The following is a 14,140-nucleotide window of genomic DNA, read 5'->3' on the forward strand; positions in this document are numbered from 1 at the left end:
CTGCGGACCGGTTAAAGCCTAGCGAAACCTCCCAGCTTCGCCGACCGGTTGCTCACCTACTCAGCGTTGTCCCGCCTTCTTCCTGCATGCCTCACCAAAGGCCTGGAAGATGGCGAGATAATTCGGGTTGGAGCTTACCTGCCACTCGGGGTGCCATTGCACCCCCAGTGCGAAGCCTGGCGCATTCTCGACAGAGAAGGCTTCGACCAACCCGTCAGGCGCCAGTGCTTCTACGCGAAGGCCCGGCGCCAGACGCTGCACGCCCTGGCCATGAATGGAATTGACCTGAATCTCGTCCGGCAAGCCGATGCCGGCGAGTACCCCTCCCGCCTGTACACGCACGGCGTGGCGGGGGGCATATTGAACTTCGACCGGCTCATCCGCCGGCTCACGGTGGTCCATCATCCCGGCCACTTCCTGCACGCGCTGGTGCAGGCTGCCGCCAAAGGCCACATTGATTTCCTGGAAGCCGCGACAAATGCCCAGCACCGGAATACCGGCGTCTATGGCCTTGCGAATCAACGGCAGGGTCGTGGCGTCACGGCAACTGTCGTGTTGCGTGCCCGCCACGCTGGCGGGGCCACTATAATGATGGGGTTCGACGTTGGACGGCGAACCGGTGAACAGCAGGCCATCGACGCTGGCCAGCAGTGTGTCCTGATCGATCAGCTCACCCAGTGCGGGGATCACCAGGGGCAGCCCCCCAGCACCGACCGCCACGGCGCGGACATATTTGTCGCCAACGATGTGGTTGGGGTGCAGGCCCACCTGCTTGGTGCAGGCGGTAACGCCGATGATCGGCAGGCGCGACATGGAACACCTGTTTTATTGCTGTTGTTAGGTTGAGGTCGAGATTAGCCTTGTTCAATTTTTTACACAATAGGGCTGTAAAAAATTGAACACAGGCCACTGAGCACCCCGCACCACAAGGCCAGGCGGGCAGTCCAAGGGGGCCTAAATGCCCCAAAACTGGCCTTTACGCCCCATAACAGGGCAAAATGGCAGGCTATTGACAGTACAGGGTGTTTGAGATTGACTCACGGCTGTACGAATGAATGATTGAAATTTTTAACAATAAAGGTGTTGCATCATGTCGGTACCCCCGCGTGCCGTTCAGCTCAACGAAGCTAACGCGTTCCTCAAGGAACATCCCGAGGTCCAGTTCGTTGACCTTCTGATTGCAGATATGAATGGCGTCGTGCGCGGCAAGCGCATCGAACGCAACAGTCTCCACAAGGTATACGAGAAAGGCATCAACCTCCCCGCCTCGCTCTTCGCCCTCGACATCAATGGCGCTACCGTCGAAAGCACCGGCCTCGGCCTGGACATCGGCGATGCCGACCGCATCTGCTTCCCCATTCCCAACACCCTGTGCAACGAGCCCTGGCAGAAGCGCCCCACCGCTCAGCTGCTGATGACCATGCACGAGCTCGACGGCAAGCCGTTCTTCGCCGACCCGCGCGAGGTACTGCGCCAGGTGGTGCAGAAGTTCGACGACATGGGCCTGAAGATCTGCGCCGCGTTCGAACTGGAGTTCTACCTGATCGACCAGGAGAACGTGAACGGCCGTCCGCAACCACCGCGCTCACCGATTTCCGGCAAGCGTCCGCAGTCGACCCAGGTGTACCTGATCGACGACCTCGACGAATACGTCGACTGCCTGCAGGACATGCTCGAAGCGGCCAAGGAGCAGGGCATTCCGGCTGACGCCATCGTCAAGGAAAGCGCCCCGGCGCAGTTCGAGGTCAACCTGCATCACGTCGAGGACGCGATCAAGGCCTGCGACTACGCCCTGCTGCTCAAGCGTCTGGTCAAGAACATCGCCTACGACCATGAGATGGACACCACCTTCATGGCCAAGCCCTATCCGGGCCAGGCGGGCAACGGCCTGCACGTGCACATCTCGCTGCTCGACAAGAAGACCGGCAAGAACATCTTCGCCAGCGAAGATCCGCTGCAGAACGACGCCCTGCGTCATGCCGTGGGCGGCGTGCTGGAGACCCTGCCGGCTTCCATGGCCTTCCTCTGCCCCAACGTCAACTCGTACCGCCGCTTCGGTGCCAACTTCTATGTGCCGAATGCGCCGAGCTGGGCGCTGGACAACCGCACCGTGGCCGTACGCGTGCCCACCGGCAGCCCGGACGCCGTGCGCATCGAACACCGCGTGGCCGGCGCCGACGCCAACCCCTACCTGATGATGGCCTCCATCCTCGCCGGGGTGCACCACGGCCTGACCCAGAAGATCGAGCCGGGCGAGCCCATCGAAGGCAACGCCTACGAGCAGCTGGAGCCGAGCCTGCCGAACAACCTGCGCGATGCCCTGCGCGAGCTGGACGACAGCGAAGTGCTGAACAAGTACATCAGCCCGGACTACATCGACATCTTCGTCGCCTGCAAGGAAGCCGAGCTGCAAGAGTTCGAGACCACCATCTCCGACCTCGAATACAACTGGTACCTGCATACCGTGTAAGCAACACCCAGACGCCGGCCATTGTGCCGGCGTCTCTTTTTCTGCTGCCCACCTGATTCGTCGCCCACGCCGCCGGCGTCGGCGCAGCCATGCACACGCATTCGAGGAGGTCGTCATGTTTCGTATTCTTGCTCCCCTGCTGCTGGCCCTGAGCCCAGGCCTGGCAACTGCCGCCGACAGCATCCGGGTGTACAACTGGAACGACTACATCGCCCCCCAGGTGCTCGACGACTTCACCAAGGCCACCGGCATCCAGGTGGAATACCGCACCTTCAGCACCGACGAGGAACTCGACCGCGCCCTGGCCAGCGGCGAGAGTATCGACATCGCCGTCCCCTCCCATGACGAACTGCCGGCCCTGATCGCCGCCGGCAAGTTGCAGCCGCTGGACCTGCAGCGCCTGCCCAATCGCAAGCACCTGGACCGCCAGATGCTCAGCAAGCTGGCCGCCGTCGATCCGCAGAACCGCTATGCCGTGCCCTACCTGTGGGGTGCCGTGGGCCTGGCGATCAACACGCCGCAGGCCGAGGCCGCCTATGGTGGCGCGCTGCCGCACAGCTGGAGCCTGCTGTTCGACAGCAACCAGAGCGCCAAGCTGGCGCAGTGCGGCATCAGCGTGCTGGATGCCCCGGACGAGCTGCTCTACAACCTGCTCAACTTCCAGGGCCGCAGCCTGGCCAACACCTCACCGGGCCGTGTGCAGCGGGCTGCCAACGTGCTTGAGGGCCTGCGCCCGAATGTGCGCTACATCGACAGCGAGCGCTACATCGACGACCTCAATCAGGGCAATCTGTGCCTGGCCGTGGCCTGGATCGGCGATGCGCTGGGCGCCAGCGATGCCGGCCAGCCGGTCGAGTTCGTCGTGCCGGACGAAGGTTCGACCCTGTTCATCGACAACCTGGTGATCCCGGCCAGCGCGCGCCGTGCCGACCTCGCGCACCAGTTCATCGACTACCTGCTGCAACCGCAGGTGGCAGCGCTGATCACCAGCGAAACGCTGTATCCCAACGCCAACGCCGACGCCCAGCAGTTCCTTGAGCCCAAGCTGCGCGAGCAGCTGGGCCGCGATCTGGAGTCGGCCAAGAGCCGCCTGTTCGCCCTCACGCCGCTGTCAGACAAGATCAAGGTTGCCCGCGACGAAGTCTGGAACAGCTTCCTCGAAGGCCCGGCGGCAACCGCCACCGCCCAGTGACAGCGCTTGCCCTGCCCTGTCCGGCTGGCGTCCAATAGCGTCTTCCCCGGACAGGAGACCGGCATGAGCCGCACCGCCAGCCCTCGCAAACCGCGCGCCAGCAGCCAGGCGCGTATCGCCCAGATTCTCGCCGCGGCTCGCGAGCTGTTGCGCGAGCAGGGCTTCAGCGGCCTGACTATGTATGCGGTGGCCGAACGCGCCGAGATCCCGCCGTCGTCCGTGTACCACTTCTTCGCCAGCGTGCCGGCGCTGCTCGAAGCCCTCACCGCCGACATCCACGCCGCCTTCCGTGATTGCCTGCTGCAGCCGGTGGATCACCAGGCGCTGCGTCACTGGCATGACCTGTCGCGCATCGTCGAACAGCGCATGCTGGCCATCTACGCCGACGACAGCGCCGCGCGTCAGCTGATCCTGGCCCAGCACGGCCTGGCCGAAGTCACTCAGGCCGACCGACAGCACGACCTGGAGCTGGGCCGCCTGATGCAGCAGCTGTTCGAGCGCCACTTCCCGCTGCCACAGCTGCCGGACGACATCGACGTGTTCGCCCTGGCCATGGAGCTGGGCGACCGCGTCTACGCCCGCTCGGTGCAGCTGCACGGCGAAATTACCCCGCGCCTGGCCGAGGAGGGCATGCGCGTGTTCGACGCCTACCTGAGCCTGTATCTGCCCCTCGGCCTACCCAAGCGCGCAGCCCCTCTCGACTGACCGATTTCTATCGGACTCTGGTCGCGCATCGACCACTCAGACACTCTCAAATCAAATAATTATCTGTAAAAAACAGCTTTTTAAGTTTTTAGAAGCTACATGCCGCTTTGAAAATCGATTTTTATCGGATATAAAAAGTCTCGACGCTTCCCAAAAGCGACGAACAGGCGATTAAGACGTCGCGACCTATACTGGCGGCGACGTTCCAAATCCGTACCTCGCGAACCAGCGGTCTGTGCCGCTGCGTTCTGGCTGCCCGAATCTGGTGACCCTCATGAGCACGCTGAACACCACCCCCCGCGCCGATGGCTTCCGTATGCCCGCCGAATGGGAACCTCACACCCAGACCTGGATGGTTTGGCCCGAACGCCCGGACAACTGGCGCCTGGGTGGCAAGCCGGCCCAGGCCGCCTTCAGCGCGGTGGCCGAGGCCATCGCCCGCTTCGAGCCGGTCACCGTGTGCGTCTCCGCCGCCCAGTTCGAGAACGCCCGCGCGCGCCTGAGCGAGGCCATCCGCGTGATCGAGATCAGCACCGACGACGCCTGGGTACGCGACACCGGGCCGACCTTCGTGATCAACGATGCCGGTGAGGTACGTGGCGTGGACTGGAGCTTCAATGCCTGGGGCGGCCTCGATGGCGGTCTGTATTTCCCCTGGCTGCGCGACGATCAGGTCGCGGCCAAGATCCTCCAGGTCGAACGCTGCGCGCGCTACCGCACCGAAGGCTTCGTACTGGAGGGCGGCTCCATTCACGTCGATGGCGAAGGCACGCTGATCACCACCGAGGAATGCCTGCTCAACCGCAACCGCAACCCGCACCTGAGCCGTGAGCAGATCGAGGCAACCCTGCGCGAGCACCTGGCCATCGACACGGTGATCTGGCTGCCGGACGGCCTGTACAACGATGAGACCAACGGCCACGTCGACAATTTCTGCTGCTACGTGCGCCCCGGCGAAGTGCTGCTGGCCTGGACAGATGACCCACAAAACCCCAACTACCCGCGCTGCCAGGCGGCCATGCAGGTGCTGGAAACCGCGCGTGACGCCAAGGGCCGCCAACTGGTCATCCACAAGATGCCGATTCCCGGCCCGCTGCATGCAACCGAGGAAGAATGCGCCGGCGTCGACCTGGTGGCCGGCAGCCAGGAGCGTGATCCATCGATCCGCCTGGCCGGCTCCTACGTCAACTTCCTGATCGTCAACGGCGGCATCGTCGCGCCGAAGTTCGACGACCCGATGGATGCCGAGGCCGAAACCATCCTCCGGCGCGTGTTCCCCGAGCACGAAGTGGTGATGGTGCCAGGCCGCGAGATCCTCCTTGGCGGCGGCAACATCCACTGCATCACCCAGCAGCAGCCGGCGCCACAACGGCGCTGATTACGCACTGCAGAAAAGCCCGCTCCGGCGGGCTTTTTCATGGGCAAAGAAAAGCCCGCCAGTGCGGCGGGCTCTTCGAAGCTATCGACTCAGGCGGTAGCCGGACGCAGCGAATAGGTCTTCAGTTGTTCGGCAAACTCACGCAGCGACTGGATACCGCTGGCCTCGGCCTCGTGCACCCACTGCTTGATCGCCTCGAGCATGTCGTGGCCGTTGCTGCTGGTCTTGACCCAGATCTGCTGCAGGGCGATGCGCTTCTCGTAGATCACCTTGAGCGCCTGGCTCTGCGCCAGCAGCTCGCTGATGCGCGCATGGTGCTGCTCGTCCAGCAGGCTGGTCTCGCGCGACAGCAGGCGCTTGGCGCGGCGGAACAGGTGGCGCACCGATTCGTCGGCCTTGGCCAGCTCCTGCTGCACCAGCGGCTTGATCACCAGCTTGCGGTACTGCGCCATGATCTGGAAACGGTTGTTGAGAATGGCCATGGCGGTGTCCATGTCCAGGCTGTGCTTGCCCTCGACGCGGTGGGCGATGGGCGCCACGCGCTGCACCTTGGCCATGCCGAGGAAGCTGAACAGCTGGATCCAGGCCCAGCCCATGTCGAACTCCCACTTCTTCACCGACAGCTTGGCGCTGTTCGGGTAGGTGTGGTGGTTGTTGTGCAGCTCCTCGCCGCCGATCAGGATGCCCCAGGGCACCAGGTTGGTGGCAGCATCGCGGCACTCGAAGTTGCGGTAGCCGACGGCATGGCCGAGGCCGTTGATCACGCCCGCCGCCCACACCGGAATCCACATCATCTGGATCGCCCACACGGTCATGCCGAGCACACCGAACAGGGCCAGGTCGATGATCGCCATGAGGATGATGCCGCCCATGGGATGGCGGCTGTAGACATTGCGCTCGATCCAGTCATCCGGGCAGTTCTTGCCATAGATGCGCAGGGTTTCTTCGTTCTTCGCCTCTTCCTGGTACAGCTCCGCGCCCCTGCGCAGCACCGTACCCAGGCCCTTGATTACCGGGCTGTGCGGGTCATCGACGGTTTCGCACTTGGCGTGGTGCTTGCGGTGGATGGCGGTCCACTCGCGGGTGTTCTGGCCGGTGGTCAGCCACAGCCAGAAGCGGAAAAAATGCTTGAGTGCCGGATGCAGCTCCAGCGAGCGGTGCGCCGAATAACGGTGCAGATAGACGGTGACGCTGACGATGGTGATGTGGGTCAGCACCAGGGTCACGGCGATGAGCTGCCAGACCGAGAGATCGAGTAAACCGTTGTACCACATGGATGGTGTTGCCTCGCAAAAAGGGAGAACGACTGTAAACCCAGCCTCCGGGCATTATCCCCAAGCGGGTGGAGAATGCCAGCGCAGCGTTAGACAAGAATGCACTGCTAGTCGACTTATCTATAATGTGCGGCATTTCGCACATCTCGCCACGGCCGGCCCCGCAATGAAATTCCAGCGCAGACCGCTGCAGTTCAGTCTGTTTTACCTGATAGCCGCCACGCTCTGGATTCTCGGCAGTGACACCCTCCTACTGGGTCTCGGCTTCGACCGCGACACGCTGAGCCGCTACCAGAGCCTCAAAGGCTTCGCCTTCGTGCTGCTCAGCGCCCTGGTGCTGTATGCCGTGCTGATGCGCCACTGGCGCGAGCAATGGCAGGTGCGACGCGAGTTGAAGGAAAGCGAGGAGCGCCTGGCCCTGGCCCTGGATTCGGCCCAGGAAGGCCTCTGGGATTGGGACATCAAAGGGCAGAAGGTGTTCTACTCGCCGGGCTACTGCGCCCTGCTCGGCTACAGCCCGGAGACGTTCGGCCAGGACCAACAGGCCTGGGTCACGCGCCTGCACCCAGAGGACCGCACGCTGGCCGAGGAGCGCCTGCGCGCCCTGCTCGAGGAGCGCAGCCCGCACTACGAGAGCATCTTCCGCCTGCGCCACCGCGATGGCGAATACCGCTGGCTACACTCGCGCGGCCAGCTGCTGCTCGATGAACAGGGCGACCCCGAGCGCTTCATCGGCATCTCCAGCGACATCACCCAGCGCCGCGCCGACGAGGACAGCCTGCGCCAGGCCGCCGCCGTGTTCGACAGCACCCTGGAAGGGGTGCTGGTCACCGACGCCGAGCTGCGCATCGTCCACGTCAACCCGGCTTTCAGCCGCATCACCGGCTACGCCACCGAAGACGTCTTGGGGCGCTCTCCCGACCTGTTCAAGTCCGGCCATCACGATGCCGACTTCTACCGCAGCCTGTGGCACGCCCTGGAGCAGCGCGGCTCGTGGAGCGGGGAGATCTGGAACCGGCGCAAAAGCGGCGAAATCTTCCCCATGTGGCAATGCATCCGCGTCATCCATGACGAGAATGGCAACCTCAGCCACTACGTGGCGGTGTTCTCCGACATCAGTGCGATCAAGCGCTCGCAACGCGAGCTGGACTACCTGGCCCACCATGATCCGCTGACCTCCCTGCCCAACCGCCTGCTGTTCGGCGAGCGCATCGAGCAGGCGCTGCAGCGTGCCCATCAGGACGGACTGCACGGCGCCCTGCTACTGATCGATCTGGACCACTTCAAGATCGTCAACGAGAGCCTCGGCCATAGCACCGGCGACCGTCTGCTCAAGTTGATTGGCGCGCGCCTGGGCGAAAGCCTGGGCGGCAAGCTGACCCTGGCGCGCCTGGGCGGCGACGAGTTCGGCCTGCTCAGCGGCGACTGCGCCCAGGCCGAACAGGCCTCGCAGCTGGCCCAGCGCGTACAGGACTGCCTGGCGCAGCCCTTCGTCGTCGACGGCGAGACCCTGTTCGTCAGCGCCAGCATCGGCATCAGCCTGTTCCCCGAAGACGGCGACTCGGTCGAGCAGCTGCTGCGCAACGCCGATTCGGCGCTGTTCCGCGCCAAAAACAGTGGGCGCCAGACGTTCAGCTTCTACAGCCAGGAGATGACCGCCCAGGCACGCCTGCGTGTCACCCTCGAGGCCGAGCTGCGCCAGGCCCTGCAGCACGAGCAGCTGCGCGTGTATTACCAACCGATCCACCGCCTGGACGACGGCGCCATGCTCGGCGTCGAGGCCCTGGTGCGCTGGCAGCATCCCGAGCGCGGCCTGGTGCCGCCCGGCGAGTTCATTCCGATGGCCGAGGACAGTGGCCTGATCGGTGCCATCGACGCCTGGGTGCTGGAGCAGGCCTGTGCGCAGATGGTGCGCTGGCAAACCCAGGGCGTACCGCTGGAGTTCGTCGCGGTCAACGTCTCCAGCCGCCTGTTCGGCCGTGGCGAGCTGGACGCCCGGGTCGAGCGGGTGCTGCGTGAAACCGGGCTGGAGCCCGCACGGCTGGAGCTGGAAGTGACTGAAAGCGCGGTGATGGACGACCCTGATCGCGCCCTGCAGCTGCTGCAGCGCCTGCAGGCGCTGGGCGTGCACCTGGCCATCGACGACTTCGGCACCGGCTACTCCTCGCTGGCACGCCTCAAGCGCCTGCCGGTACACAAGCTCAAACTCGACCAGAGCTTCGTCCGCGGCCTGCCGCAGGACGGCGAGGATGCCGCCATTGCCCGCGCGGTGGTCAGCCTCGGCCAGAGCCTGAACCTGCGCGTGCTGGCCGAGGGCGTCGAGACCGAGGCCCAGGCCGCCTATCTGCAGGGCATCGGCTGCAGCCTGGGACAAGGCTACTGGTTCGGTCGCCCGCAGCCGGCCGAGCAGTTGCTGGCGGCCATGGCCCTGAGCTAACCCATCAGGCCAGCGCTGGCTCGGAGCGTTTCAGCCCCATCCACTCCAGCTCGATGAATAGCAGCACCAGCAACGCCTGGCCGATCACGAAGACCAGGCCGAGCGGGTTCGGTGCGATCCAGCCGGCGATCAGCAGCATCAGGCTGTCGAGCACCCACAGCGCATTGACGGCCAGCACCGCCCACACCAGTTGGCGATTGATCTGCTCACAACTGCCCAGCCAGACCAGAAACACGCCCAGCGGCAGCAACGCCCAGCCGGCACCGAGCAGTAGTTCGCGGGGCAGGGCCAGCAGTTCGGCAAACCAGCCGGTGGCCAGCACCAGCAACGCGCCCGTGGCCAGGCCGACCACACCATCGGCAAGCAAGGCACGACGCAACAACGGAGAAGCATTGAGGGTATGCATGGTGAATCCTCCTGTGATGGCGCCGGAGTGGCACCTCGGCCATAGCGTTCTCCCAAGCAGTGCGGCAGGTCGATTACCTGCCAGGTAATGGCTGCCATGCATTCGCTGGTCTATCGTCGCTCACCATGAACACAGTCCATCACCCCGTCGGCGCCCTGTTGCGCCAGTGGCGCCAGCGCCGCCGCCTGAGCCAGCTCGACCTGGCCTGCGAAGCGGACATCTCCACCCGCCACCTGAGTTTCGTCGAGACCGGCCGCGCCCTGCCCAGCCGCGAGATGCTCCTGCACCTGGCCGAGCAGCTGGAGATTCCGCTGCGCGAACGCAACCGCCTGCTCAGCGCCGCCGGCTATGCGCCGCTGTACAGCCAGCACCCGCTGGACGACCCGGCGCTGGCCGCCGCACGGGCGGCTATCGACCAGTTGCTCAAGGCCCACGAGCCCTACCCGGCGCTGACCATCGACCGCCAGTGGAACCTGCTGGCCGCCAATGCCGCGGTGGCGCCCTTCCTGGCCGGCGTGCCGGCCGAGTTGCTCGGCCCGCCACTCAACGTGCTGCGCATTTCCCTGCACCCGCACGGGCTGGCGCCACGTATCGTCAACCTGGCGCAGTGGCGCGCCTACCTGCTGATGCGCCTGCAGCACGATATCGACATCAGCGGCGATCCCGCGCTGCTGGCCCTGCAGGAGGAGCTGCTGGGCTACCCGGCCCCGGCCGAGAAGGCCGAGCCGGTCACGGAGAACGTGCTGATGCCGCTGCAGTTCCGCACCGAGCAGGGCGTGCTCAGTCTGATCAGCACCGTCACCGTGTTCGGCACGCCCAACGACGTGACCCTGGCCGAGCTGGCGCTGGAGACCTTTTTTCCGGCCGACGAGGCCAGCGCCGCTTATCTGCGCCAGCTGGCCCAGGCCTAGCGGGATGACACAGGCGGGGCCGAAGCCACCACGACAGAGCGGTGCGCGCCGTTATGCGCGCCGCCGTGCGTGCTGCTCGATCTGCTGCTGCAAGCGATACAGGTAGGCGAAGCCCTGCTCCCAGCGGCAGTGACCGGAGGCCACGTTGATATGCCCGGCTTCCGGCAGGATCAGCGCCTCCGCGCCCCAGTCGCGCGCCATCTGCGAGGCGCGTTCGGCACTGGCGGCCGGGTCGTTATCCGAGCCCACCAACAGACTGGGAAAGGGCAACCCATCACGGGGAATCGGCGCAAAACCGCGCAGGGCTTCGGGGCAATTGGCCCGCTCGACATCTGCAGGAGCCACCAGCAGCGCACCGCGCACCTTGTCCAGTGCGCTCGCCGAGGCCTGCGCGGCCCAGCGCGCCAGCGTGATGCAGCCCAGGCTGTGGGCCACCAGGATCAGCGGGGCCGGGGCCGTCGCAACACGCTGCTCAAGGGCTGCGACCCAACGCTCGGCATCGGGCCAAAGCCAGTCGGCCTGCTCGACCCGGCTGGCATTCGGCAGGCTGCGCTGCCAGTGGCTCTGCCAGTGTTCGTCTGGTGAGCCCTGCCAGCCAGGCAGGATCAGGTAGTGCGGGGTCTGGCGGGACATGGCAGGCCTCCTGGAAATGGTGGAGGCCAGTCTAGGCAGCGGTTTTCTTAAAGTTAAGGAATAAGAAATTATTTACTTATTCCTTTTATGACTCATCCAAGCACGATGCAGTCCTTGCCCTGGCGCTTGGCCTGATACATCGCCGCGTCGGCACGGGCGTAGAGATCATCCAGGGTGTCGCCGTCGCCGAGGCAGGTCAGGCCCTGGCTGATAGTGACGCCGAAGCTGTCATCACCACTGGGAAACTGCAGGCGCTGCACTTCGCGTTGCAGGCGCTGCGCCACTTGCTGCGCCTGCTGCAGATCGCAGGCGGGAAACACCGCGGCGAACTCCTCGCCGCCGATGCGCCCGAACAGATCGTCGCGGCGCACCACATAGGCGCCGCAGTGGGCCACGCGCTGCAACACGCGGTCGCCGACCTGATGGCCATGGCCGTCGTTGATCTTCTTGAAGTCGTCGATGTCCAGCAGCAGGAAGGCCAGCGGCTGGCCGCTGTCGCGGGCCTCGGCGAACAGCTCGGCGGCGCGCTCGAAGAAGTGCCGACGGTTGCTCGCACCGGTCAGCACATCGCTGGTGGCCAGGCGCTGCAGCTCGCTCTGCATGACTTTCTTCTCGGTGATGTCCTCGGCGATGCCGACCACCAGGGCGCGGCCGCCGAACAGCGCTGGCGGGCTGATGAAGCATTTGTCGCTGAGCCAGCGCACCTGGCCGTCACCACGGATGATGCGGTATTCGCGCTCCTCCACCGCACCGACCTGCATGACCGAGCGCAGACTCTGCTCGGCGTACTCCATGTCATCCGGGTAGATGCTGTTGCGCCACTCACCGTAATCCGCCAGCAGCAGGGCGGCACTGCGCCCGAAGATACGCTCGTACGCCGGGCTGACGTACACCATCTGCTGCTGGTCCCAGTCGAACGCCCAGAGCACGGCATTGACGCTGGCCAGCAGGCTGCCGACCAGCTGCTCGCGCTCGCGCAGGCGCTCCACCTCGCCACGGCAATGCAGCAGGCTGAGCGTCAGCTGCTCGACCTCGCTGGCGACCTGGCTCTGGTCTTCCATAACCTGACCTCTTCAATTCTTGACCGATCGTTCGAGCTTAAGCCTGCCACCGACTCCTGACGATGACCGGCCAAAGCCAATGTGACGGGTGGCGTGAATTTCCAACAACGCCCTTCCGCCAGGGAACTCGACCACGACGGCGCGGTATCCATAGCGGCCGACAACCGCGCCCAAATACCTGAAATAACAAAAGGATATATAAAAATTCTTAAACGGTATTTTTAAGAATAAAAGATCGCTCCGTAATATCCGCTCCACGCCAGACCGGCGTTCAAGGAGCCGCCCCATGCACGCCCCACACACCAGCGATGCCGACCAGGCCAGCATCCTGCGGGAAATCCACAGTGCCCTGCGCGATCTGCGCTTCGGTTCGGTGGAGATCACCGTACACAACGGTCAGGTCGTGCAGATCGAGCGCAAGGAAAAATTCCGTCTGCCGCCAACCACCAAACAACCCTGACCACCCCAGGCCCGACCGGATCACCGGAGGGCGTGAGCAAGCCGAAGAAGCGCGCTATCGAGCGCGCCAACGCCACGCCACCACCGCATCCCAAGGAGCCGCAACCATGTCCGTTCGTGCCTTCGCCCTGGCCGCCATCGCCAGCGCCCTGTTCGCCAGCCCGGCGTTCGCCGCCACGCAGATCCTCAACGTTTCCTACGACCCCACTCGCGAGCTGTACAGCGAGTTCAACGCTGCCTTCAACCAGCACTGGCAGCGCCAGGGCCACGAGGCCTTGACCATCCAGCAATCCCACGGCGGCTCGGGCAAGCAGGCCCGCGCGGTGATCGACGGCCTGCGCGCCGACGTGGTGACCCTGGCCCTGGCCGGCGACATCGACGAGTTGCACAAGCTGGGCAAGCTGATCCCGGAAAACTGGCAGGAGCGTCTGCCGCAATCCAGCACGCCCTACACCTCAACCATCGTGTTCCTGGTGCGCAAGGGCAACCCGGAAGGCATCCAGGACTGGGATGACCTGGTCAAGCCGGGCGTGGAAGTGATCACCCCCAACCCGAAGACCAGCGGCGGCGCGCGCTGGAACTTCCTCGCCGCCTGGGCCTGGGCCCAGCAGCAGTACGGCAGCGAGGCCAAGGCCCAGACGTTCGTCGAGCAGCTGTACAAGAACGTCCCGGTACTGGACACCGGCGCCCGCGGCTCGACCATCACCTTCGTCAACAACCAGATCGGCGACGTGCTGCTGGCCTGGGAGAACGAGGCCTTCCTGGCCCTGAAGGAACAAGGTGGCGACCAATTCGAAATCGTCGTGCCGAGCCTGTCCATCCTCGCCGAGCCGCCGGTGGCCGTGGTCGACAGGAACGTCGACAAGAAGGGCACCCGCGAAGTCGCCACCGCCTACCTGCAGTACCTGTACAGCGAGGAAGGCCAGCGCATCGCCGCGAAGCACTTCTACCGTCCGCGTGACGAGAAGGTCGCCGCGGAGTTCGCCCAGCAGTTCCCGCAGCTGAAGCTGGTGACCATCGACCAGGACTTCGGCGGCTGGAAAACCGCCCAGCCGAAGTTCTTCAACGACGGTGGCATCTTCGACCAGATCTACCAGGCCCAGTGACGCTACTGCGCTCGGTCATACGGTGTTGAAAGCCGGCTCGGGCATGCTCATTTACCGCCCGTAAACTCCGCTGCCCTCGCCGGCCTTCGCCTTGTCTGACCTTCGCTC

13 protein-coding genes are annotated in these 14,140 nt (G+C 64.7%); 8 read left to right on the forward strand and 5 right to left on the reverse strand.

Going from position 1 to position 14,140, the window contains the following annotated elements:
• Positions 1 to 60 precede the first annotated feature (60 nt).
• Positions 61 to 813: a gamma-glutamyl-gamma-aminobutyrate hydrolase family protein gene (locus tag ACF8C6_RS16790; RefSeq protein WP_392500320.1), complete on the reverse strand. Its 753-nt coding sequence runs from the start codon at positions 811 to 813 to the stop codon at positions 61 to 63.
• A 277-nt stretch (positions 814 to 1,090) separates the two neighbouring features.
• Between ACF8C6_RS16790 and ACF8C6_RS16795 the strand changes: the two genes are divergently transcribed.
• The 4 genes from ACF8C6_RS16795 (at position 1,091) to aguA (ending at position 5,745) form a co-directional block, all read left to right on the forward strand.
• On the forward strand, positions 1,091 to 2,470 hold the full coding sequence (locus ACF8C6_RS16795) for a glutamine synthetase family protein (protein ID WP_277688011.1): 1,380 nt from the start codon (positions 1,091 to 1,093) through the stop codon (positions 2,468 to 2,470).
• A 115-nt stretch (positions 2,471 to 2,585) separates the two neighbouring features.
• A complete protein-coding gene (locus ACF8C6_RS16800) occupies positions 2,586 to 3,662 on the forward strand; it encodes an extracellular solute-binding protein (RefSeq protein ID WP_392500321.1) in 1,077 nt (358 codons plus the stop codon).
• A 63-nt stretch (positions 3,663 to 3,725) separates the two neighbouring features.
• Positions 3,726 to 4,367 carry a TetR/AcrR family transcriptional regulator gene (locus ACF8C6_RS16805; RefSeq protein WP_392500322.1) on the forward strand — a complete coding sequence of 214 codons (642 nt, stop codon included), beginning with the start codon at positions 3,726 to 3,728 and terminating at the stop codon, positions 4,365 to 4,367.
• A 274-nt stretch (positions 4,368 to 4,641) separates the two neighbouring features.
• Positions 4,642 to 5,745: an agmatine deiminase gene (gene aguA / locus ACF8C6_RS16810; protein ID WP_392500323.1), complete on the forward strand. Its 1,104-nt coding sequence runs from the start codon at positions 4,642 to 4,644 to the stop codon at positions 5,743 to 5,745.
• An 89-nt stretch (positions 5,746 to 5,834) separates the two neighbouring features.
• Here the strand turns inward: aguA and desA are convergent, their stop codons facing one another.
• Positions 5,835 to 7,019, reverse strand: coding sequence for a delta-9 fatty acid desaturase DesA (gene desA, locus ACF8C6_RS16815; RefSeq protein ID WP_277688007.1), 1,185 nt, complete (start codon positions 7,017 to 7,019; stop codon positions 5,835 to 5,837).
• Between the two features lie 166 nt (positions 7,020 to 7,185).
• On the opposite strand from desA, the gene ACF8C6_RS16820 reads away from it, so the two are divergent.
• A complete protein-coding gene (locus ACF8C6_RS16820; RefSeq protein WP_392500324.1) occupies positions 7,186 to 9,456 on the forward strand; it encodes a putative bifunctional diguanylate cyclase/phosphodiesterase in 2,271 nt (756 codons plus the stop codon).
• 4 nt (positions 9,457 to 9,460) lie between these two features.
• On the opposite strand, the gene ACF8C6_RS16825 is transcribed toward ACF8C6_RS16820, so the two are convergent.
• Positions 9,461 to 9,862 carry a hypothetical protein gene (locus ACF8C6_RS16825; protein ID WP_392500325.1) on the reverse strand — a complete coding sequence of 134 codons (402 nt, stop codon included), beginning with the start codon at positions 9,860 to 9,862 and terminating at the stop codon, positions 9,461 to 9,463.
• Positions 9,863 to 9,987: 125 nt separating this feature from the next.
• Here ACF8C6_RS16825 and ACF8C6_RS16830 point away from each other — a divergent pair, with 125 nt between their 5' ends.
• Entirely contained in the window at positions 9,988 to 10,773 is a 786-nt protein-coding gene (locus ACF8C6_RS16830) for a helix-turn-helix domain-containing protein (protein ID WP_392500326.1), read from the forward strand.
• Between the two features lie 51 nt (positions 10,774 to 10,824).
• On the opposite strand, the gene ACF8C6_RS16835 is transcribed toward ACF8C6_RS16830, so the two are convergent.
• The gene (locus ACF8C6_RS16835; protein WP_392500327.1) at positions 10,825 to 11,406 is read right to left on the reverse strand and encodes an RBBP9/YdeN family alpha/beta hydrolase; all 582 of its coding nucleotides are present in this window, start codon (positions 11,404 to 11,406) and stop codon (positions 10,825 to 10,827) included.
• A gap of 92 nt (positions 11,407 to 11,498) precedes the next feature.
• The gene (locus ACF8C6_RS16840; protein ID WP_392500328.1) at positions 11,499 to 12,467 is read right to left on the reverse strand and encodes a GGDEF domain-containing protein; all 969 of its coding nucleotides are present in this window, start codon (positions 12,465 to 12,467) and stop codon (positions 11,499 to 11,501) included.
• A gap of 286 nt (positions 12,468 to 12,753) precedes the next feature.
• On the opposite strand from ACF8C6_RS16840, the gene oscA reads away from it, so the two are divergent.
• The gene (gene oscA / locus ACF8C6_RS16845; RefSeq protein ID WP_392500329.1) at positions 12,754 to 12,927 is read left to right on the forward strand and encodes a sulfur starvation response protein OscA; all 174 of its coding nucleotides are present in this window, start codon (positions 12,754 to 12,756) and stop codon (positions 12,925 to 12,927) included.
• A 106-nt stretch (positions 12,928 to 13,033) separates the two neighbouring features.
• Positions 13,034 to 14,032 (forward strand): sulfate ABC transporter substrate-binding protein, encoded by a 999-nt coding sequence (locus ACF8C6_RS16850; RefSeq protein WP_392500330.1) that lies wholly within the window; start codon positions 13,034 to 13,036, stop codon positions 14,030 to 14,032.
• Positions 14,033 to 14,140: the final 108 nt, after the last annotated feature.

Origin of the sequence: Pseudomonas sp. zbq_18 (genome assembly GCF_043102245.1) — a bacterium.
GTDB lineage: Bacteria > Pseudomonadota > Gammaproteobacteria > Pseudomonadales > Pseudomonadaceae > Aquipseudomonas.